Consider the following 20,328-nt stretch of genomic DNA (forward strand, 5'->3'; position numbering starts at 1 on the left):
TCAACATCGCCGACACGCAGATTCACCGACACCTCCAATCATCGCATCCAACAGCATCTTTCATGCGATACGACACTACGACGGCCACCTCATGCACGGATTCATGCGACACCCTCTGCTGTGCCGCTACCACCACACCCAGATCCACCACGGTGGCTGGCAGGTCTACCTCGGCCCCGATCGGCACCCCTGGTTCATCCCACCACACGACCCGACCGGACCCGAACCAGCGCACCTGCGCTCGCACGCCCGACGCACCATGACCGACCTACCGACCGCCGCATAACCACCAATTCTGTTACGTACCTTGACAACTACACAGTGAACCGCGGATCCGCTGGTGTCCTGAATCGCCGTTCGGGACGGGCCTGCGTCGACTAACCGACAAGCGTCGGCACTCGACGATTCAGGACACTAGCGGACGGCTTTTTTCCGTCCGCCCACACCGGGCTCGGTGCCGATCACGCCGACCTCTTCCAGCGTGGCGATCTCGTCAGGTGACAGTCCCAGCTGGGTGAGCAGCTCGTGGTTGTGCTCCCCCAGCATCGGCGCCGCCGACCGATGCAGCTCCGAAGGACCGTCGGACAACACGACCGGCAGGGTGCTGTGCGGCGCGGCCGGATTCACCGGATGACCGACGAATTCGAAGAACCGGCGGTGTCGGAGCTGGCTCAGCTCGGTCTGCCGGTGCGGCTGCATCACCTTGGCCACCGGAACCCCAACCGGCCATAAGGTGTCGACGATCTCGCCGCCGCTGCGGGTAGCACACCAGGCAGCGAGGTGTTCGTCGATGACGTCGTGCTGCGCCACCCGGCCCGCATGGCCGTCCAGCACCGCGCTCGCTGCCCAGTCGGGATCACCCAGCGCAGCGCGCAACGCCGCCCACTGTTCATCGGTGGCCACCGCGATGGCGACCCAGCTGTCGGGGCGATCGAACTCGTCGATATCGGCGCAGCGATAGATGTTCTGCGGCGCGGCGCCCGGTCCACGATTGCCCGCGCGCTGCAGCAGCGCGCCATAGGCCGAATGCTCGATCACCTGCTCGGCGGCGACGTTGAGCGCGGCATCGGCCATCGCGGACTCGACGAGTACCGCCTCGCCGGTCAGGCGGCGATGTTCGAGCGCCAGCAGCAGCGCGTTCACCGCGTGGATGCCGGCGTTCGGATCCCCCACCGAGTACGGCTCGAAAGGTGTCCGATCCGGAAACCCGGTGAGCCAGCTCAGCCCGGTGGCGTCCTCGATGATGTAGGCGAAGGCAGGGTTGTCCCGCCACGGCCCGTCCAGGCCGAACCCGGGCATCCGCAGCATGATCACACCCTCGCGCAGCGACCGCACGGTCTCGAAGTCCAGTCCGATCTGGTCGATGACACGCGGAGTGAAGTTCTCCACCACCACATCGCAGGTGGCGATCAGGCGGCGCAGCAGATCCCGGCCCTGCTCGGTCTGGAAGTCGAGCGTCAGGCCCTTCTTGTTGGTGTTGAGCGCCGAGAAGATCGGTGAACGCTCCCACCACAGTTCCTCGGTCGCCGGGATACCGGCGATGAGGCGGGTTCCGTCGGGGCGGGCGGTGGACTCCAGATGGATCACCTCGGCGCCGAGCATTCCCAGCAGGTGCGTGCAGGAGGGGCCGGCCCAGAAGGTCGTCATGTCCAGGACCCGAAGTCCGCTGAACGGCAACCGGTCCCGGTCGGCGGCCTCCGGCGCCGCGCGCGGTGCCAACACCTGCGCGGCGATCTCGGCAGTGTGTGCCCCCAACCCGGGGGCGGCGCTCGGCGGCCGCAACCGCACGCCGCTGATGCGATACGGATGCGCCGGTTGCAGGAAATGTCCGGCGGGGTTCTCGACGAAGACGCCGCGATGCACGAAATGGTCCATCTCGGTGACATTCGCACCGTTGCCGACGGGCGAGTTCGGAATCCGGAATGCCGACGCCAAATCCCGGATGTCGTCCACGTTCTGGTCCCGCAGCCAGGCATAGAGCTCCTCGGCATGCAGGTTCGCCTGTTCGGTGATGGTCAGTTCGGTGTCCTCGTCGATCCATTCGTCGTGACCGGACATCGCGCACAGGTCGTGCCACTGCTGGGCGGTGCCGCAGCCCAATGCCACCAAGCCATCGGCCGCTTCGGCGACACCGGGAACGGTGGGCCGCCGTTCGGTCCGCCATGGACGGTCGAGCATCTCGAAATACGTCACCGGATAGTAGGTGAGACAGAGGATCTGGGCCTCCAGCGCGGACAGGTCGATCAGCTCGCCGTGCCCGTCCCGCAGCGCGCGCACCCGGAACGCCTGCGTCATCGCCGCCGCATAGGCGCCGGTCACCCAGTCACCGATCCGGCCGCCGACATGCACCGGTGCCCGGTCCTGGCATCCGCGGCCGATACCGATCGCACCACCGGACCACGCCTGCAGGGTGAACTCGGTGGCGGCGCGGTCGTGCCACGGGCCGTCCAACCCGAATGGGGTGATCGCCGTGATGATCAGGTGCGGATGAGCTCGACGCAGCAGCGCCGGTGCGATGGTCGCGGCCACCTGCGATTCCGGTGACCAGATGACGGCGTCGGCGGCGGCCAGCAGCCGATCCAGCAGCAAGGTGTCACCGGCCGGGTCGATCACCGCGCTGCGTTTGCCGCCGGCCAGAAACTGGAACAGCGCGCCGTCCTGCCCCGGCGCGATCTCGGCACCCGAGGCCGACCACCGGCGCAGCGGGTCGCCCTCGGGTGATTCGATCTTGATGACGTCGGCGCCGCCGTCGGCCAGCAGCTTGGTGCAGTAAGCGCCGGCGACGCCGCTGGACAGGTCGAGGACGAGGTATCCGGTGAGCGGTGCGGTCATGACCTACTCGGGCTTCGCCCGGTTCTTCTTCGACAACCTGAAGTCTGGTGGGAACTTGCTGTCATTGTCGTTGACGGCGGCCGACAGCCCGGAGTCGATCGACTCGAACATGTCGAGGTCGTCATCGCTGTCGTTGGCCACCCCGTTGCCCATCGATTCGAAGAAGGCGCTCAGCAGGCTGCCCATGTACTCACCCTGCTGCTGCTTGAAGATCTCGAAGAACATCTTCTGCTGAAAGACGGTGTCCACCGGCCGGTTGCGCGCGCATGCCAGCGCGTACCTCTGCGTCTCGGCCTCGAGTTGATCCCGCGCGACGACCTTGTTGAGGAAGTTGCAGTCGTACATCTCCGCAGCGGTGAACGGCCGCCCGGTGAAGACCATCTCCTGAAACTTTCGCAGCCCCATCATCTGAACCCACGTCCACATCCGCGGCCCCCAGCCGTGGTAGCGGAAGGACGGGTGCCCGAACAACGCGTCATCGCTGGAGATCACCAGATCGGCGTCGGCACACTGATAGAAGTGCCAGCCGTAGCAGTAACCCTTGGCCTCGACGATGCTGATCTTCTTGAAGTCCTGCAGGGCGCGGTTACCGGCCTGCGAGTTGGCATACCACGAGCTGATGGTGGCACCGTTGCGGAAGGTTCCCTTCGGCGGGTAGGTGACCTCGCCGACCCCGTCATCCTCCAATCGCAGCTCGGCCAGCCGGGCCGCCGGATTGTCGTTGCCCTCCATGAACTCCGGCAGATCCGCACCACTACCGAGGTTGTCCCCCACACCGCGGATCACGACCACCTTGACGTCGTTGTCCGCATTGGCCGCCCGCAGGATGTCCGCGTAACGCAGCCGGGCCATCGACGTCGGCGCGTTGAGGAACTCCGGCCGGTTGAAGGTGACGGTCGCGATCTTGGTCTTGCGGTCCTTTTCGTAGAGGATGATCTCTTCCGGGGTCGGACGGTCCGCCATCAACGGGCTCCTTTGCAGCAGTGACGAAGTCGTGGGTAGAGCATCAGGCAGTGGCGACACTGGCCGAATGGGCCGTGGTCAGAATCTGCGGTCCGTCGGCGCCGATCACGACGGCGTCGCGGGTGAAGACGGCACCCACCCCGGACTCCCAGACGTAGCTGGTCACGGCGAGCACGACGCCCTCCTCGAGCACCTCGTCCTCGGCGGTGGCGCGCAGGCTGGGGGTCACCACGGGCGGGTCGAAGCCCAGCCCGAGGCCGTGCGCCACCGGCATCGCAGGCAGCGGCTCCCCCGCCCGGTCGTAGGCGTCGAGCAACGCGCTGGCCGGATTCCCCGGGCGGCAGGCGTCGATCAACCTGTCCCACAGCTCATCCCGGCGCCGGAACAGGGCTCGAGCAGCATTGGTCGGTTCGCCGACGTGGAAGGTGCGCGCGACCTCACCGACATAGCCGTCGGCTAGCACCCCGGCCGACAGGGCCACCAGATCACCCTCGCGGACCCGGCCGTCACCGTTAACGCGGCGCCACGGATGATCCTTCGCGGTCACCCAGGCCGCGTCCTGCGTGGCCGGGGTGCTCACCCCGCCGGCGGCCTCGGCTTCCAGGATCACCCCGGCGAGATGCTGCTCCGTCGTACCCGGGCTCAGCTCGGCAGTACCCTTGGCCAAACCCTTCTCGGCGACGCTCAACGCCCGGCGCAGGGCCGTGATCTCCTCGCCGGTCTTGACCCGCCGCGCGGCGCGCATCGCCGGCTCGGCGTCGACGAGCTCGGCATTGGGAAACACCATCGGCAACAGCTTGGCGAACATCGGTGTCAGCGCATCGGTTCCGACCCGCCGCGCGGCCTCGGCGCCCTTCATCTTCTGCATGATGCCGACCAGGGTCATCGGATTCCAGGCGAACCCGTAGAGATTCTCGTGCGGGATCTCCTCGGGGATGCCCTCATCCCAGGTGCTGTTCAGATGGATCTCACCGGTGGCCCGGACGTAGGAGCAGATCGGCCCGAACGGCCGCGTCCCCACCACCCACAGCTGTGGCGCACCCGAGATGTAGCGCACGTTGGCCTGCCGCCCCAGCACCAGGATGTCCAGGTCATGGGCCTGCATCTGGGCGATGGCGCGTTCCCGTCGGCTGATCCGCAGCGCCCGGCCGTCGGCCTCGATCTCAGTTCCCATCGGACACCTCATAAGGGTCATAGGGGTATTCGGTCAGCGGCATCCAACCGTCCTCGGTGACCACCACGATCTCCTCACCGCGGTAGCCGCCGGTGCCGTCCTGCCAGACCACCGGCTCGAACACCAGCAACATCCCGGCCGGGAAGACGAAGTTGTCATCCCAATCCTGGCCGAGATCGGTGCCGATCATCGGCATCTCGGCGGCGCTGGTGCCGATGCCGTGGCCCAGGTAGAAGTGCGGAAGCCAGGGTTTCTCACCGCCGGCGGCGGCGGTTGCCGCCCGTCCGAGATCACCGCAGCTGGCGCCGGCCTTGGTCACCGACAGCACGGCATCGACGATCGTCCGCCATTTGTCGAACTGCGCCTGCTGTGCCGCGGTCGGGTCCTGACCGACGATCCAGGTGCGTCCGTGATCGGAACAGTATCCGCGATAGGCGATCGACACGTCGGTCCACAACACATCCCCCTGCGCGACCTCACGCTCGGTCGTCAGCAGCGGCAGCGCCAGGTCACCGGTGGTGGTCCAGGTGCCCTCGGCCTTGGAGGCCGGCATGACCTGCCAGATGGAGTCGAACATGTTGGTGGTGGCGCCGAGTTCGAAGGTGCGGCGCACGAATTCGGCGGACAGATCGATCTGACGCACCCCGGGCGCCAGGGATTTCTGGATCTCGCCCACCGCCTGTTCGGTGATCTGACAGGCCCGCCGGATACAGGAGATCTGATCGATGGTCTTGACCAATTTCGCCGCGCCGATCACCGGGGCGGCATCCACCGGTTCGCTGGGAAACAAAGCGCCACCGGCGCGGCGCATCGAGCCGGTCAGTTCGTCGACGCCGATGGTTGCGGCCGCCGGCAGCAGACCGGCCAGAATCCTCGCGAATTCCGCGACGCCCTCGTCGAATTCGAGGTAGACCGGCCCGTTGAGGTGGTCGTCGGGCAGTCCGGTTTCACTCGCGGAACCCTCACGGAAGGGCAGGAACAGATGCGGGTGCTCATCACCGGTCAGCACCACCGCGACCGGGCGCTCGATATGGGACAGGCCGGCATCTGCCAGCGGCCAGCTGATACCGGTCGCGTACATGACGTTGCTGTTGCCCAACAGCACGAGTGCATCGACACCGTGGGCGGCCATCGCGGCCTGTAATCGCGCCCCGACCTCGCGCCGCAACCGGGTCAAATCGGGCTCGTCGGGGATGTCCAGCCAGCTGTAGCCGGTCCGCGCGATCTGGGTGACGCCGGAACGGGTCGACGTCGTCATGACAATCCCAGGAACTTCTGGATGTTGGTCGACACGATCTTGACGGCGTTCTCGGGCCCCACCGCGTCCACGACGGTGGCCAGCGATTTCTCCGAGTAACCGAAGGTGGACTCGTTGTGCGGGTAGTCGCTGGACCACATCACGTTGTCCACGCCGATATCATCGATCAGCCGCAGGCCCAGCGGATCCACCATGAACGATGCGCTCATGTGCTGGTCCCAGTAGTACCGGATATCGTGCTGCAGTTCGTGATTGAACATGTGCCGGTACGACGCCAGCATGTGCTCGCCGTCCTGAAGCGCGGTCGGCACCCAGGCGATCCCGCCCTCGAACCAGCCGATCTTGAGCTTGGGGTGGCGGTCCAGGATGCCGGAGAACAGGTACTTGGCGAACTGTTCGCGGAACGAATCGACGTTGACCATCATCCCGACGACGACGCTGTTGTTCTCGCACGGGGTCTTGGGCGGCGTCTCGCCGATGTGGTGGCTGACCGGCAGACCCGCGTCCTCGATCTCGTCCCACACCGCGTCGAGTGCGGCACCGCCGTAGTCGTAGATGTTGCCGTCGTCGTCCTTGCCCGGGTTCAGCGGCAACAGGAAGGTCTTGAGTCCCAGCGCCTTCAGCTCGGCCAGCGTGCTGCGGGTGCCCTTGGGGTCCCACCAGTTGATCAGTCCGACGCCGTAGAAGCGACCGTTGGAGCGCTCCTGCAGGTCGGCGATGTGCTCGTTGTAGATCCGGAACACGCGCTCGCGCAGCGCCTTGTCCGGGTAATGGAACAACGCGAGCACGGCGTTCGGGAAGGCCAGTTCCTTGTCGATACCGTCTTCCTTCAGTTCGCGGATGCGTGCCTCGATGTTGTTGGAGGCCGCGCCGGCCAGGTCGTCGTACTGCATGAGCACCCGGCCGAAGTCACCACCGGTCCAGGCCTTGCCCTTCATGCCGACCATGTAGGCGCCGTCCTCGTACCAGATGCGCGGTGCGGCACCCTTGAGTTCCTCGGGGAACCGTTCGTAGAAGATGTCGTCGGCCACCGAGATGTGGTTGTCGGCGGAGAAGATCTCGGTGCCGGCGGGCAGACCGGCCAGGCCGCCTTCTGACGCGTGGCCGCGGCGGTCCTTGGGGGCCCCGAATCCCTCGGGCGGGTAGAGAGCTGTGGCTGTGGACATTTCACGTCTCCGATCGGGCTGAGCTGTGGGCTGGAGTGTTCGCGCGACCTACCAGGTCACCGGGAGTTCGTAGACGCCGTACGCGAGGCGGTCGTGTTTGAAGGGCACCTCGTCGAACGGGATCGCCAACCGCATTGTGGGTATCCGGCGCAGCAGGGTGTGGAACACGATCTGCAGTTCGGCGCGTGCCAGCTGCTGACCGACGCACTGGTGGCGGCCGTAGCCGAAACCGAGCTGTTGGCCGGCATCCCGGCTGAGGTCGAGCTTGTCGGGCTCCGGGTAGGCCTTGCCGTCCCAGTTGGCCGGGGCGAGGTCGATGATGATGCCCTCGCCGGCGCGGATCGTCTCGCCGCTGATCTCGATGTCCTCGATGGCCACGCGCCGCTGACCGTTCTGGATGATCGACAGGTAGCGCATCAGCTCCTCGACCGCATTCGCGATCACCTTGGGATCTTCGGCGCTGCGCAGGAAGTCGGCCTGTTCCGGATTCTCCAGCAGGGCCAGGATGCCGATACCGATCATGTTGGCGGTGGTCTCGTGGCCGGCGATCAGCAGTCCGGTGCCCAGCTGCGCGGCCTCCTTCACGTCGATCTCACCGGCGGTGACGCGCTCGGCCAGATCGGACACGGCGTCCTCGGCGGGATTGGCCTGCTTCTCCTCGACGAGATTGATCAGATACTGGTGCAGACTCATCGCGCCCTTCTGCATGGCGTCTGCGGCGGCGAACCGCGCCAGCCCGGCGTTGGCGTGCTCCTGGAAGAACTCGTGGTCTTCGTAAGGGACGCCGAGCATCTCGCTGATGACCACGGTCGGCACCGGCAGCGCGAGCTTGTCGACCATATCGGCGGGTCGCGGACCGGCCAGGATCTCGTCGATGCAGTCATCGGTGATCTTCTGGATGGCCGGACGCAGTCCTTCGACGCGCCGGAAGGTGAACGGCTTGGACAACATGCGACGGAAGCGCGTGTGCTCCTCGGCATCGGAGGTGAACACCGAGCGGGGACGCTTGTCGACGGTGGACAACATGTGCTCGTTCCAGTGCGGGAAGCCCTCGCGCCGGTCGTCGACGCTGACGCGGGCATCGGCGAACAGCGCCTTGGCCTCCTCGTGGCCGGTGATCAGCCACGGTGTCGTGCCGTTCCAGATCTTCACCCGCGACAGGCCTTTGGCGCCCCCCAACATCTGCGGTGGTGGCGAGAAGGGGCAACGCAGGTCGCGCTCCATGGGGTAGTCCGGGATGTCCACTTCGGTCAGGGTTTCCGACATCTCATTCCTCAATTTCGATCGCAAGGGCTGGGCAGGCGGCCGCGGCGGCGCGCGCGTTATCGGCTTGGTCGGGTGCCGGGCTTGGCTCCAGCAGAACGACGACACCGTCCTCGTCGCGCTGGTCGAAGAGCTCCATGGCGTTGAGCACGCACTGTCCCGACGACACGCATCTGTCCTGATCGACGGTGATTCTCATGCGATCTCACCGTCCGAGGTCACCGGCGCCAGCCACAGCCCGACGATGGCGTCGATCAGACCGGCGCCGACCGCGTGCCACGGCCGCACCTGACCGGTCGCAGCGCGTTCCCGGTCGGCGCAGCTGTGCATCAACAGGTTTCGCGCCATGATGTTGCGCTCGTAGGTGACGTCGGCGGGCAGCTGCGGCAGGCACCGGTTGATACCGTCGATGACCTGGACCAGAGACGGCGAGCTGAGCGCGTCCTTGACGACGATGCCCCGGTAGGCGGGATCGGTCATGGCCTGCGCCGCGAAGCGGGCGTACCAGGTCGGATCGCCCAACTCGGCCAGATGGTCGGTGAGCGGACGCACCAGGCAGGTCACCCAGCCGCGCAGGTCGGTGTGCGCACCGGTCTGCGCCACCAGCCGCTGGCGGATGTGTTCGATCGGTTCGCGGTGGCGCTGCTCGATGGCACGGACCAGGTCGGCCTTGGTGCCGAAGTGATAACCGACGGCGGCGTTGTTCCCTTGTCCGGCAGCCTCGCTGACCTGCCGGTTGGAAACCGCGAACACACCGTGCTCGGCGTAGAGCCGTTCGGCGGCGGTCAGGATGGCCTCGCGGGTGATGCTCGCCCGCTCGGTCCGCAGAGGTCTGGCTGCGGTCACCGTTACAGTCAACGCCCCTCTTGTAATTAAGTCAAGCACTTGATTTAAACAACGCCGAAACGAACAAACGGGCGGGAAAGTACGAGTGCAAGCCGCCAAAAGGTTCGTCTCGGCGGCCGGTCAGGACTTGCGGACCAGCACCTTCCCCGCCACCGTGCCACCGTCGATCGGCAGCACCGTGCCGGTCACATACCGCGACTTGTCGGTGGCGAAGTACAGCGCCGCCTCGGCGACATCGTCGACCGTGCCCTCCCGCTTCAAGGGCCGGTCGTGGCGCATCTGGGCGCGGATCTTGGCCTCGAACTCCTCGAGCCGCTCGCGGTCCTGCGCCGAGGCCGACTTCGCCACGATCGCGGTGCGGATGTTGCCGGGCGCGATGGCGTTGACCCGGACCTCGTGGTGCGCCAGCTCGATGGCCGCGGACTTGGTGAACTGGATGACCGCGGCCTTGGAGGCCCGATACGTCATCACGCCGCCACCCGCCTGAATACCGCCGATCGAGGTCAGGTTGATCACCGATCCCCCACCGTGTTCGGCCATATGCCGTGCGGCGTCGCGAGTGCCGGCCATCACCGCGCGCACGTTCACGCGCATCACGGCGTCGAAATCGGCGAGATCGTCATCGAGGAACCGGCGATGCATGGTGCCCGACACCCCGGCGTTGTTGACCATGACGTGCAGCCCACCGAATTCGTCGACGGCGCTGCCGATCAGCGCCGCGATCTGGTCGATTTCGGTCACATCGGCGCTGAGAAACCGCGCGGCGGAGCCGAGTTCGGCGGCCAGGGCTTTGCCGCGTTCGGCGTCGACATCTCCGAACACCACGCGCGCACCCTCGGCCACGAAGCGGCGCACCAGGCCTTCACCCAGTCCGCCGGCACCACCGGTGATGACGGCGACGCGGCCGTCGAGTTCGTTGCCGGTCATGGCACCTCTTTCAAGAAGTCCAGCAGCACCTGTTTCAGGGCCTCGGGTTGTTCGATCTGCGGGCAGTGCCCGGCATCGGCGATGACTGCCGACCGGCCGTCAGGGATCTGAGCGGCGATCGCGGCCGCCCAGCCGGACGGTAGCAGCTTGTCACCGGCGCCCTCGACGATCAGCGCGGCCACGCCGATACGGTCGTAGGCCCGTTGCGCCGACGGTAGCGCCGGCGTCTCCACACCGGGACGACGGAATCTGGCTGCCGCCAACGATTCCCATGCCCCCGGGACGATACTGGATTCATAGCGCCGGCGGACATAGTCCTCGTCGGCCGGGTACGACGGATCGAAGAACAGTGCGGTGACGATGCGGCGCATGGCTTCCGGGGTGGCGTCATAGTCATACAGCGCCGCGGTGTGTTCGTTCTTCTCGATCTCGCCGCCCCCGCAGATGGCGACCAGACTGCGCACCGGCAGCAGGGGCCGCTCGGAGGTGGCGTCGACCAGCAGGTTGATCGCACCCATCGAGTTGCCGACGAAGTGAGCGTCCGAGACGCCGACGGCGGCACAGAACGCAGCGATATGGCGGATCCGCATACCGCGACCGTCGTTGAAATCGACCACCTTGGCGCTACCGCCGAAGCCGAGCATGTCCGGTGCCAGCACCCGATGATCTTCGGCGAGGCCGTCGATCAGCCGTTCCCAGGCCAGTTCGGCGCTGACACCGAACTCGCCACCGTGCAGCAGTACCACCGGATCACCGGCGCCGGCCTCCAGATAGCCGGTGGTTAGGCCGTCGACGGTGATCGTCCTGCGCGCGAAGCTCATTTGATGGCGATCGGACTGACCGGTGCACCAACGGCGCCGACGACCTTCAGCGGCGGTGCGATCAACTGGAACTCATACACTCCGTCGGCGCGGCAGTCGGCGGCCAGCCCGGTCAGATCCCAGTACTCGCCGAGCATCAGTCCCATATCGCGCAAACAGATCATGTGCATCGGCAGGAAGGTGCCCTCGACCCCGTTGGCCGGATCGGGATCCTCGACCATCAGGTTGTCCGAGGCGACGGCGGCGACCTCGTGATCGTGCAGCCAGGAGGCACACGTCCAGTGCAGACCGGATCCGGCCTCGTGTCCGTCACCGGTGGACAGGAACCGCGTCCACCATCCGGTGTGCACGACGACGATGTCACCACGGCGGATCTCGACGCCCTGTGCGGCGGCGATACCGTCGAGTTCGGCCGGGGTGATGGGCCGGCCCGGTTGGCAGAACACCTCTTCACCGCGGTGCGCCACCGCGTCGAGCAGCACCCCGCGCGACACGATGCCCTTACCGTCCACCTTCTCGATACCGCACCGGTAGGCACCGAAGCTGGTCACCGAATCGGCCGGGAAACCGTTGTACAGCTTGTCCTCGTAGTAGACGTGTGACAACGCGTCCCACTGGGTCGCCGACTGCAGCGACATGGTGATCATGTCGTCGTTGAACCGGAACGGGTTGTCGACGAAGAACGAGCTCAATTCCTGGGCAACGGATTTGCGTGCCCATTCGGGCGCATACCTGACCAGCGTCTCGGCATCGCCACCGTCGACGGTCATCACGTGGATGGGATTGATGCGGAACTTGAACGCCCCTTGGGGCCCGTTGGATCCGAAGTCACCGCCCAGTGAGATCACCGTGCCGCGTTTGACCAGCGAGGCGGCCTCGGCCACCTTGTCGGCGGTGATCAGGTTGAGGGTGCCCAGTTCGTCATCGTCGCCCCAGCGGCCCCAGTTGCGCACATCGTCGGCGACCCGGCGGAAATCCTTCATGGTGGACATCTAGGCGGTTCCCTCCAGAGTCGCTTGTGCGATCCGGTTGGCGACGGTACCGCCGTCCACCCAGATCACCTGTCCCGAAATGTAGCTTGCCGCTGCACTGTTCAGGAAGGCCAGTACCGAAGCCTGTTCGTCGGGCCCGCACACGTGCCCGAGCAGGGTGGGAAACGAGTCCAGATAATCCTGTCCGTACGCCGAGCGCAGCTGATCGAGGATCGGGGTCTCGGTGACGCCGGGGCCGGTGCAGTTGATCCGGATGCCCCGCTCCCCGAGGTCCAGAGCCCGCTGCATGCCATAAAGGATCACGGCCTCCTTGGACAGCCGGTAACCGCCATCGGCCAACGCCTCGGGATGGTCTTCACACCACCGCATTCCGTCGGCCATCGATGTGGTGGCCAGCAGACCCGCCGTCACCGAAGCGTTCTCGCGATAGTTGGCCGCCGCCAGCGACGAGACGTTGGCGATCGCCGCCCCGTCGACCAGCGCGGGCAGCAGCGACTCGGTGAAATGCCGCATGCCGAGGAAGTTGATGGTCACCACCAGCAGCGGCTTGCCGATGCCCGAGGACACCCCGGCCACGTTGAACAGCGCGTCGACCGGACCGGTGATGGCCGACACCGCGGCATCGATGGACGCCTCGTCGGCGAAGTCGACCTCGACGAACTCGTCGGGGAGCGACTCCGGCCGGCGCAGATCCAGGCCGGTCACTCGCGCACCGAGATCGGTCAGTTGCGCGGCGAGATGCGCACCGATTCCCGATGCGCAACCTGTCACCACGACCCGGCGCCCGTCGTAGCGCCAGCGCTCGCCACCCATGGTCAGCTTGCGGCCCCGCGCTGTTCCTTCTCCAGCTGCGCGGCCTTCACCCGGCCCTCGTTGATCTCGGCCATGGCCTCGGGGATCTCACCGGCGGTGAACTTGCCACCGCGGCCGGTCGGCAGACCGCCGAACGAGTAGGTCTCGTCGAACATCGGGGCATCCCAGTTCTGGCGGCGGCCCTCGACCTTCTCGATCACCGGCTCCAGCCGCTTGGCCTTTGCGGTCCTGGCCTTCTCGTCGCGCTCGATGAACTCGGGCAGGATCTCCTTGCCCATGATCTCGATGGACTCCATGGTGCCCTCGTGGCTGCGCGGATTGAGCAGCAGGATGATCTCGTCGACGCCACTGGCCTCATAGCCGCGCAGGAACTCACGCACCGTCTCCGGCCCGCCGATGGCGCCACGGCCCGGACCGTAGGCCAGCGTCGGATCGTCCTTGACGGCCTGCTCGTAGAGTTCCCAGACACCGGTGCGGCCGGGGGTGTGCATCCCGGTCAGGTAGTAGTGCATGATGCCGAACGAGAAGAACCCGCCGCCGATCCCGAGGCGTTTGATCGCCTCGTCGTCGGTGCGGGCCACCATCATCGACAGGTCGCCGCCGATGGCCAGGATGTTCGGGTTGATGGCCGGGGTGACCGGCGTGCCGGCCTCCTCGAACTCCTTGTAGTAGCCGTCCACCCGGTCCTTGAGCGCTTCGGGGCCGGTGTAGGCGAAACTCAGTGCGCCGATGGCCTTCTGGGCCGCCATCTGCACCGAGGACGGTCGGGTGCAGGCCACCCACACCGGCGGGTGCGGATCCTGCAGCGGCTTGGGGATGACGTTGCGCGCCGCCATCTCGACGTGCTCACCCTTGAAGCCGGTGAACGGCGCCTCGGTCATACAGCGGATGGAGACCTCCAGCGCCTCCTCCCACATGGTGCGCTTGTCGGCGGGATCGATGTTGAACCCACCGAGTTCGGCCACCGAAGAGCCCTCACCGGTGCCGAACTCGACACGGCCTCCCGAGATCAGGTCCAGCGTCGACACCCGCTCGGCGATGCGCGCGGGATGATTGATCGGCGGCGGCAGGTGCATGACGCCGAAGCCCAGCCGAATGTCCTTGGTGCGCTGGCTGGCCGCGGCGAGGAACATCTCCGGCGCGGTGGCGTGGCAGTACTCCTCCAGGAAGTGATGCTCGGTGAGCCAGACGGTGGAGAAGCCGGCCTTGTCGGCGGCCTCCACCTCGTCGAGGCCGTCGAGGAACATCTGGTGCTCATCGTCGTCGGACCACGGACGCGGCAGCGCGAACTCGTAGAACAGCGAGATCTTCATGCGGTTACCTCTCTATTGGAACTTTCCGATATGTGTTGTGCCGCGACGTAGCCGAACGTCATGGCGGGCCCGATGGTGGCGCCGGCACCGGCGTAAGTGCGGCCCATGACCGCCGCCGAGACGTTGCCGGTGGCGTACAGCCCGGCGATGACGCTGCCGTCCTCGCGCAGCACCCGGGCATGCTCGTCGGTGACCAGCCCACCGGAGGTGCCCAGATCGCCCAGGATGATCTGGAACGCCAGATACGGCGGCTTGCCCAGCGCGGCCAGATTCGGATTGGGTAGCCTCGGATTCCCGTAGTAGTTGTCATAGGCACTGTCGCCGCGGTTGAAATCGTCGTCATGCCCGGCGGCGGCCAGCTGATTGAACCGGTCGGCGGTGCTGCGCAGCGCCTGCGGCGGCACCCCGATCTTGGTCGCGAGCTCCTCGTAACTGTCCGCGGCGACGACGATGCCGGAATCCAGCCAGGCCGGTGGGATCTTGCGGCCCGTCGGCACCGGCGCGAAGGGCACCTTCGGGATCGGCAGGTGCCCGCCGACGACGTAGCGGTGGAACGATTTGATATCGGTGACCAGCCAGCACGGGACGTGATCGATACCGCTGCGCTGTCCGTCGATCATGGCGTGCGCGAAATCCATGTACGGTGCCGCCTCGTTGATGAAGCGCTTGCCGGCACCGTTCACGACGAACTGGGCGGGCATCATCCGCTCGTTGAGCATGAACTGCAGGCGACCGTCGGGCCAGCACATCGCCGGGAACCACCAGGCTTCGTCGAGCAGATCGGTGGCCGCACCGACCTTTTCACCCGCACGGATACCGTCGCCCATGGACGCTGGATTGCCGAAGCTCCAGTCCTTCTGCAGCAGTGGCAGATACTGTCGCCGCCACTGCATGTCATGGTCGAATCCGCCGGTGGCCATCACCACACCGCCGCGGGCGGCGATCCGCACCGGCTTGCCGTCACGCTCGACGACGGCTCCGATGACCCGCCCGTCCACATCGGTGATCAGTTCGGTCATCGGCGCCGAGAGCCACAGCGGGATGTCGTGCTGTTCGAGTGCCAGGCGCATCCGGGCCATCAACGACTGCCCGATGGCGGCCATCCGGTCCCCGAACACCCGGGCCCGGAACATCCGCCAGATCAGCTTGACCAGCACGGCCTTGCCGCGCCAATTCTGGCGGACCTGATAGAACAGCCGAAGGTCCTTGGGCGCGAACCAGATTCCCTTGGGCGCCAGCGCCAACGGGGCGAGCAGATTCTGCTCCTCCGCACCCAGTTTGCGCAGGTCGATCTCGGGGACGTTGATGGTGCTGCCGCGTTCGGAGCCGCCCGGCAGTTCGGGATAGTAATCCGCATAGCCGGGCTTCCAGACGAACTCGAACCAGTCGCTGCAGCGCTCCAGGAATTCCATCATCTGCGGCGCCACGTCCACGTAGGTCCGCAGGCGCGCGTCGCTGACCAGCCCGCCGGTGATGGTCTTGAGGTACTCGAACACGCCGTCGGGGTCGGGGCTGTATCCGGCCCGGCGCTGAGAGGGTGCGCCGGGCACCCAGATGCCGCCACCGGACAGCGCGGTCGAACCACCGAACTTGGCGGACTTCTCGACGACGAGGGTGTCCAGGCCGTCGGCCTTGGCCTTGAGCGCGGCGGTCATGCCGCCCCCGCCGGAGCCGATGACCAGGACGTCGACGGTGTGGTCGAAGGTAGTCACGTCAGTACCGCCGTCCGGATCGCGAAGCCCGCGATCAGTTCAGGAGCCGCGCGGTAATAGCGCTGCTCGGTCGTGTAGTCACCCAGTGCGGCCAGAGCGGCGAACGCGGCCACCCACGTGCGCACCTCATGCGCCGAATTGCCTGCCTCCGTGGCGATCCACTCGTTGCGCCAACCGTCCACCTCGGCCAACCGGTTGCCGTCGAGCAGATCCAGGAACGCGTGGTCCCAGTCCGGGTTCAGCGGTTGCAGTGGGCTGTCCCCGTGTGCAAAGGCATGCGCGGCGGCGATCACGGCGTCCTGCCGCGCCGCCCGTGCCTCGGTGCTCATCGGCGCGCCACCCACGATGCGCTCCAACGCCGCCGGCGGCGCCGTGGCCAGCGTGGGCACCGGCGGGTCGTGCGACAGCCCACCGGAACCCAGTAGCAGCACCCGCTTGTGCACCCCACCCAGGTACTCGCCGATGGCGGTGCCCAGCGCACGGACGCGTTTGAGCGGTCCCAGCGGGGTGGCCACCGAGTTGATGAACACCGGCACGATGGGCGGTAGCGCATCCCCGAACAGGGTGTCCAACGGCTGGACGGTGCCATGGTCGACGTCCATTGCCGCAGACAGGGCGATGTCGACGTCGGCCTCCCATGCGGCGGCCGCCATGGCGGTGGCGGTGTCGGCGTCGACGGGCAGCGCACCCGAGCGGGTGCCGTAGTCGCCGACGCCGGTTGCCGCGGTGCCGATGCAGAACGGCGGCATCAGCCGGTAGAAGAACCCGTTGTAGTGGTCGGGCGAGAACACCACGACGAGTTCGGGGTCGAAGTCCCGCACGAAGTCCTTCACCTGGGCCAGTTGCTCGTTGATGTCGTCGAGCAGATCCGGCGAAGGGCCGGGCAGGTTAAGCAGGGGGCTGTGCGACATGCAGCACAGGGCGACGTGGGACATCGGCTTCACCTCCCCCGGTGAGGTGCAGGACGCCGAACAGTTCGGTGCTGGTCTGATCGGCCAGCTGCGCGATGGACGCGGCCGCGATGCACCGGTCCGGGCGCAGGAACAGCACCGATTCGGCGTGTGCGTCGAAGAACTTCTTGAGCGCGCCGGTACGGTCACCGACGACGGTCACCGCCGCGTCGTCGTGCCCGTTCCAGTGCAGCTGGGTGTTGGGCCGTGCCTCGATCAGGTTGGTCCCCAACGCCTTCCACCGGGCGTATGTCTCGTCACCGAGCAGCGCGCGCGGGTTGTTGTTCCAGGCCAGCACCGCGAAACCGGTGCCGAGGATCTCGTCGAGCAGGACGTTGTGTGTCGTCCGGGTGTCCACGTGCGGCTGGATGAACAGCGTACCCGCCGGTGGGATCGCCGAGGCGGACTCGGTGTGCACCACCGCGCCGGTGTCATAGCGCGGCATGGGTTTGAACCGCATCTCCAACACGTAGCGCTTGAGTGTGGGTACCACGGACGCGGCGCGGATCACCTTGTCGCGCACGGTGGCGACCCTGCGGTTCGTCGGCGAGATGACCCTGCCGACGAGCGTGGACAGGTCGATCATCGCGCGGGCGTGCTTGCGGCGTTCGGCGTCATAACTGTCGAGCAGGGCGTCCTCGGCCCTGCCGTTGACCACCGCGGCCAGCTTCCAACCCAGATTGGCGGCGTCACGGATACCGCTGTTGTATCCCTGCCCCTGCCAGACCGGCATCAGGTGGGCCGCATCGCCGCCGAGCAGCATCCGGCCCGTGCGGAAGGATCCCGCGATGCGGGAGTGGTGGGTGTAGACGCGGTGGCGGATGATGTCGACCCGGTCCGGATGCGGCACGAAGGGTGCGAGCATGCGTTCGATGAAGGCCGGCTGGTCGACCTGCTCATCGGTCTCGTCGGCGTGGATCATGAACTCGAAGCGGCGAATTCCGTGCGCGATGGAGATGGAGGCATACGGCCGGTTCGGGTCGGCGCCGACTTCGCTGTTGGGGTGTCCCAGTGGGTCGTTGGCCAGATCGATCACCAGCCAGCGGGTCGCCGAGGTGGTGCCCTCGAAGGACACTCCCATCAGGTGCCGGGTGGCACTGCGGCCGCCGTCGCACCCCACCACATACCGGGCGCGGATGCTCTCCGGTGCGCCGGCGCTCAGCAGGTCGACCGTCACGCCGTCGTCATCGGGCGCACAGTTCTCCATCCGGGTGCCCCACCGCACCTGCACGTGCTCGAACCGGTCCAGGCCGCGCAACAGCTCGGCGTCCACCAGCGGCTGGACGAACCCGTTACGTTTGGGCCACCCGAATCGGGCATCCGGCGGGGCCATTTCGGCCAGCAGCCCGCGCTTGCCGTCGTAGAACCGCAGGATCTGGTTCGGCACGGTGTGCGGCAGGATCTCCTGCACCAACCCGATCGACTGGAACGTGCGCAGCGACTCGTCATCGAGACCGACACCGCGCGGGTAATCGATCAGGGTGTCGCGATCCTCGACCACCAGCGTCGAAACCCCATGCTGGCCCAGGATATTGGCCAGCGTCAGGCCGACCGGGCCGGCGCCGACGATCAGGACGTCGATGTCGCTCATGCCCGCCCCAGCAGGAAGTCGATGTGCAACTGGTCGAAGGTCTTGGGGTCCTCGTACTGCGGCCAGTGACCGCAACCGGGCATCACCTCGAAACGCGCGCCCGGGATCATCTCCGAGATCCGCCGGCCCTCACTGACGTCGGCGGTCGGGTCATCACTGGTCCACAGCACCAGAGTGGGGGCGGTGATGGCACCGTATTCTCTGGGCCCCAGCAGGTTACGCGCCCGGATCTCGGGATCCTGCAGCGCCATGATATCGCTCATCGCCGCGACGAAACCCGGCTGCCGGTACACCTTCTGGCGGCTGGCGACGATATCGTCGTAGCCCTTGCTCTTGTCGGCCATCAGCCATTTGATCCTTGCCTGCACGGTGCCCCAGTCGGGGTTCTCGGCTGCGGCCATCGACAGGGTGATGATGCGCTTCATCACCTCCGGGTCGGCCTGGGAGCCACCGGCGGTGTTGAGAACCAGTCGTTCGATCCGGTCACCGTGATCTGCGGCCGCCCGTGCGGCGACCCAACCGCCGAGTGACTCCCCCGACAGGTACACCCGGTCGGCACCGATCGCATCGAACACCGCGAGCAGGTGCTCCACGTAATGGCGCACCTCCAGCGGATGCCCGGGCTTGTCGGTGTAGCCGTGTCCCAGCATGTCGATGGACCAGGTGGAGAAGTGCTCGGCGTGTGCTTCAAGATTGCGCACGTAGGCCTCGGCGTGGCCGCCGGAACCGTGCAGCAGCACCAGTGCCGGCTTGGCGTTGTCCCCGGCGTGTAGATACCGGGTGCGCACACCACCGGCGTCCAGATATCCCTGCTCGAACGAGACGCCCTGCAGGTCGCTCCAGATGCTCTCGTGCACCGGGCCCTGTGCCATGCCGCTCCTCACCGTCTCGACGGAAATGCCATTCTCGCTTTTCGCCAACTGTCTGTGCTAAAATCGCACACCAATGTGCACTATCTATAGAGCATCACTCTCACGATGACGTCTGTCAAGGGACTCGACCCAAGGTCGGGGCGCGATTCGACCGACCGTCCGGCGGCCGGTTCACAGACGCTTGCGCGCGGACTTTCGGCCTTGCAGGCCGTCACCAGCGCGCCCCACGGTGTCACCGCCGCCGAGGTCGCCGACCACGTCGGGGTACACCGCACCATCGCCTATCGATTGCTGAGCACGCTGGCGCAGGCTCGCTTCATCACCAAGGGTGAGGACGGCAGATATCGACCGGCTGCGGCCCTGGCCGTGCTCGGCGCATCCTTCGACAACAATGTGCGCCAACTCGCCATGCCGACCCTGCGACTGCTCGCCGACGACCTGGGCACCACGGTGTCGCTTCTGGTCGCCGAGGGAGACCAACAGGTGGCCATCGCGGTGATCGTGCCGACCCTGGTCTTCTACCAATTGTCCTTTCACGAGGGCAGCCGCCATCCGCTCGAGCGCGGCGCCGCTGGTATCGCGCTGTTGGCGAGCATGCCGCCGCGGCCCGGTGAACGTGAACTGGTCCGCCGGGCCCGCGACCAGGGCTGGGTCATCACCCACGGTGAGATCGAGCCGGACACCTACGGGCTCGCGGTACCCGTGCGCCGGCGCCCGCCGTCTCCGCCGACCTGCATCAATCTGATCTCGCACCGAGAGGATGTCGTCCTCAAAGGCCGCGATGCGGTGATCCGCGCGGCGAAGCAACTCTCCGAGATTCTCGGCTGAACATCAG

At 66.6% G+C, this 20,328-nt stretch carries 19 protein-coding genes; 2 read left to right on the plus strand and 17 right to left on the minus strand.

All coding sequences use genetic code 11. The annotated features are described in order from the left end of the window. The first annotated feature begins 103 nt into the window (after positions 1-103). Positions 104-286, plus strand: coding sequence for a hypothetical protein (locus ACWDUN_RS26095; RefSeq protein WP_449933261.1), 183 nt, complete (start codon positions 104-106; stop codon positions 284-286). A gap of 128 nt (positions 287-414) precedes the next feature. On the opposite strand, the gene ACWDUN_RS26100 is transcribed toward ACWDUN_RS26095, so the two are convergent. From ACWDUN_RS26100 to ACWDUN_RS26180, 17 genes are all read right to left on the minus strand, one after another. Continuing rightward, positions 415-2,832 carry a CoA transferase gene (locus ACWDUN_RS26100; protein WP_449933263.1) on the minus strand — a complete coding sequence of 806 codons (2,418 nt, stop codon included), beginning with the start codon at positions 2,830-2,832 and terminating at the stop codon, positions 415-417. Positions 2,833-2,835: 3 nt separating this feature from the next. Beyond that, positions 2,836-3,795, minus strand: coding sequence for an enoyl-CoA hydratase/isomerase family protein (locus ACWDUN_RS26105; RefSeq protein WP_449933265.1), 960 nt, complete (start codon positions 3,793-3,795; stop codon positions 2,836-2,838). A gap of 43 nt (positions 3,796-3,838) precedes the next feature. Beyond that, a complete protein-coding gene (locus tag ACWDUN_RS26110) occupies positions 3,839-4,969 on the minus strand; it encodes a M24 family metallopeptidase (protein WP_449933267.1) in 1,131 nt (376 codons plus the stop codon). Next, positions 4,959-6,227, minus strand: coding sequence for a M24 family metallopeptidase (locus ACWDUN_RS26115; protein WP_449933269.1), 1,269 nt, complete (start codon positions 6,225-6,227; stop codon positions 4,959-4,961). The genes ACWDUN_RS26110 and ACWDUN_RS26115 overlap by 11 nt, the downstream gene beginning before the upstream one ends. Beyond that, positions 6,224-7,393, minus strand: a complete 1,170-nt coding sequence (locus ACWDUN_RS26120; protein ID WP_449933271.1) for an amidohydrolase family protein — start codon at positions 7,391-7,393, stop codon at positions 6,224-6,226. The genes ACWDUN_RS26115 and ACWDUN_RS26120 overlap by 4 nt, the downstream gene beginning before the upstream one ends. A 48-nt stretch (positions 7,394-7,441) precedes the next feature. Beyond that, positions 7,442-8,659 carry a cytochrome P450 gene (locus tag ACWDUN_RS26125; RefSeq protein WP_449933273.1) on the minus strand — a complete coding sequence of 406 codons (1,218 nt, stop codon included), beginning with the start codon at positions 8,657-8,659 and terminating at the stop codon, positions 7,442-7,444. Between the two features lies 1 nt (position 8,660). Continuing rightward, the gene (locus tag ACWDUN_RS26130; RefSeq protein ID WP_449933275.1) at positions 8,661-8,855 is read right to left on the minus strand and encodes a ferredoxin; all 195 of its coding nucleotides are present in this window, start codon (positions 8,853-8,855) and stop codon (positions 8,661-8,663) included. Beyond that, positions 8,852-9,502: a TetR family transcriptional regulator gene (locus ACWDUN_RS26135; protein ID WP_449933277.1), complete on the minus strand. Its 651-nt coding sequence runs from the start codon at positions 9,500-9,502 to the stop codon at positions 8,852-8,854. The genes ACWDUN_RS26130 and ACWDUN_RS26135 overlap by 4 nt, the downstream gene beginning before the upstream one ends. Before the next feature lie 120 nt (positions 9,503-9,622). Next, positions 9,623-10,429 carry an SDR family NAD(P)-dependent oxidoreductase gene (locus ACWDUN_RS26140; protein ID WP_449933278.1) on the minus strand — a complete coding sequence of 269 codons (807 nt, stop codon included), beginning with the start codon at positions 10,427-10,429 and terminating at the stop codon, positions 9,623-9,625. Next, the gene (locus ACWDUN_RS26145) at positions 10,426-11,250 is read right to left on the minus strand and encodes an alpha/beta fold hydrolase (protein WP_449933280.1); all 825 of its coding nucleotides are present in this window, start codon (positions 11,248-11,250) and stop codon (positions 10,426-10,428) included. The genes ACWDUN_RS26140 and ACWDUN_RS26145 overlap by 4 nt, the downstream gene beginning before the upstream one ends. Next, positions 11,247-12,233, minus strand: coding sequence for a cyclase family protein (locus ACWDUN_RS26150; protein ID WP_449933405.1), 987 nt, complete (start codon positions 12,231-12,233; stop codon positions 11,247-11,249). Before ACWDUN_RS26150 ends, ACWDUN_RS26145 begins: the two co-directional genes overlap by 4 nt. Positions 12,234-12,242: 9 nt before the next feature. Continuing rightward, a complete protein-coding gene (locus ACWDUN_RS26155) occupies positions 12,243-13,055 on the minus strand; it encodes a coniferyl-alcohol dehydrogenase (RefSeq protein ID WP_449933282.1) in 813 nt (270 codons plus the stop codon). Between the two features lie 2 nt (positions 13,056-13,057). Continuing rightward, positions 13,058-14,368 carry an LLM class flavin-dependent oxidoreductase gene (locus tag ACWDUN_RS26160; RefSeq protein WP_449933284.1) on the minus strand — a complete coding sequence of 437 codons (1,311 nt, stop codon included), beginning with the start codon at positions 14,366-14,368 and terminating at the stop codon, positions 13,058-13,060. Further along, positions 14,365-16,080, minus strand: a complete 1,716-nt coding sequence (locus ACWDUN_RS26165; protein ID WP_449933285.1) for an FAD-binding protein — start codon at positions 16,078-16,080, stop codon at positions 14,365-14,367. The genes ACWDUN_RS26160 and ACWDUN_RS26165 overlap by 4 nt, the downstream gene beginning before the upstream one ends. Further along, positions 16,077-17,015: a 3-carboxyethylcatechol 2,3-dioxygenase gene (locus ACWDUN_RS26170; RefSeq protein WP_449933287.1), complete on the minus strand. Its 939-nt coding sequence runs from the start codon at positions 17,013-17,015 to the stop codon at positions 16,077-16,079. The genes ACWDUN_RS26165 and ACWDUN_RS26170 overlap by 4 nt, the downstream gene beginning before the upstream one ends. Then, entirely contained in the window at positions 16,969-18,621 is a 1,653-nt protein-coding gene (locus ACWDUN_RS26175) for a bifunctional 3-(3-hydroxy-phenyl)propionate/3-hydroxycinnamic acid hydroxylase (protein WP_449933289.1), read from the minus strand. Before ACWDUN_RS26175 ends, ACWDUN_RS26170 begins: the two co-directional genes overlap by 47 nt. Further along, a complete protein-coding gene (locus ACWDUN_RS26180; protein ID WP_449933291.1) occupies positions 18,618-19,493 on the minus strand; it encodes an alpha/beta fold hydrolase in 876 nt (291 codons plus the stop codon). Before ACWDUN_RS26180 ends, ACWDUN_RS26175 begins: the two co-directional genes overlap by 4 nt. Before the next feature lie 105 nt (positions 19,494-19,598). Between ACWDUN_RS26180 and ACWDUN_RS26185 the strand changes: the two genes are divergently transcribed. Continuing rightward, entirely contained in the window at positions 19,599-20,321 is a 723-nt protein-coding gene (locus ACWDUN_RS26185) for an IclR family transcriptional regulator (RefSeq protein ID WP_449933293.1), read from the plus strand. Positions 20,322-20,328 lie beyond the last annotated feature (7 nt).

The organism is Mycobacterium sp. NPDC003323, from assembly GCF_053589535.1.

Bases quoted from the DNA above. Each gene is read 5' to 3' on its own strand.
- ACWDUN_RS26150 (WP_449933405.1), bottom strand. From the start codon at position 12,233: ATGAAGGATTTCCGCCGGGTCGCCGACGATGTGCGCAACTGGGGCCGC.
- ACWDUN_RS26095 (WP_449933261.1), top strand. From the start codon at position 104: ATGCGACACCCTCTGCTGTGCCGCTACCACCACACCCAGATCCACCAC.
- ACWDUN_RS26100 (WP_449933263.1), bottom strand. From the start codon at position 2,832: ATGACCGCACCGCTCACCGGATACCTCGTCCTCGACCTGTCCAGCGGC.
- ACWDUN_RS26125 (WP_449933273.1), bottom strand. From the start codon at position 8,659: ATGTCGGAAACCCTGACCGAAGTGGACATCCCGGACTACCCCATGGAG.
- ACWDUN_RS26160 (WP_449933284.1), bottom strand. From the start codon at position 14,368: ATGAAGATCTCGCTGTTCTACGAGTTCGCGCTGCCGCGTCCGTGGTCC.
- ACWDUN_RS26120 (WP_449933271.1), bottom strand. From the start codon at position 7,393: ATGTCCACAGCCACAGCTCTCTACCCGCCCGAGGGATTCGGGGCCCCC.
- ACWDUN_RS26175 (WP_449933289.1), bottom strand. From the start codon at position 18,621: ATGAGCGACATCGACGTCCTGATCGTCGGCGCCGGCCCGGTCGGCCTG.
- ACWDUN_RS26185 (WP_449933293.1), top strand. From the start codon at position 19,599: ATGACGTCTGTCAAGGGACTCGACCCAAGGTCGGGGCGCGATTCGACC.
- ACWDUN_RS26170 (WP_449933287.1), bottom strand. From the start codon at position 17,015: ATGTCCCACGTCGCCCTGTGCTGCATGTCGCACAGCCCCCTGCTTAAC.
- ACWDUN_RS26105 (WP_449933265.1), bottom strand. From the start codon at position 3,795: ATGGCGGACCGTCCGACCCCGGAAGAGATCATCCTCTACGAAAAGGAC.
- ACWDUN_RS26145 (WP_449933280.1), bottom strand. From the start codon at position 11,250: ATGAGCTTCGCGCGCAGGACGATCACCGTCGACGGCCTAACCACCGGC.
- ACWDUN_RS26110 (WP_449933267.1), bottom strand. From the start codon at position 4,969: ATGGGAACTGAGATCGAGGCCGACGGCCGGGCGCTGCGGATCAGCCGA.
- ACWDUN_RS26115 (WP_449933269.1), bottom strand. From the start codon at position 6,227: ATGACGACGTCGACCCGTTCCGGCGTCACCCAGATCGCGCGGACCGGC.
- ACWDUN_RS26155 (WP_449933282.1), bottom strand. From the start codon at position 13,055: ATGGGTGGCGAGCGCTGGCGCTACGACGGGCGCCGGGTCGTGGTGACA.
- ACWDUN_RS26130 (WP_449933275.1), bottom strand. From the start codon at position 8,855: ATGAGAATCACCGTCGATCAGGACAGATGCGTGTCGTCGGGACAGTGC.
- ACWDUN_RS26180 (WP_449933291.1), bottom strand. From the start codon at position 19,493: ATGGCACAGGGCCCGGTGCACGAGAGCATCTGGAGCGACCTGCAGGGC.
- ACWDUN_RS26140 (WP_449933278.1), bottom strand. From the start codon at position 10,429: ATGACCGGCAACGAACTCGACGGCCGCGTCGCCGTCATCACCGGTGGT.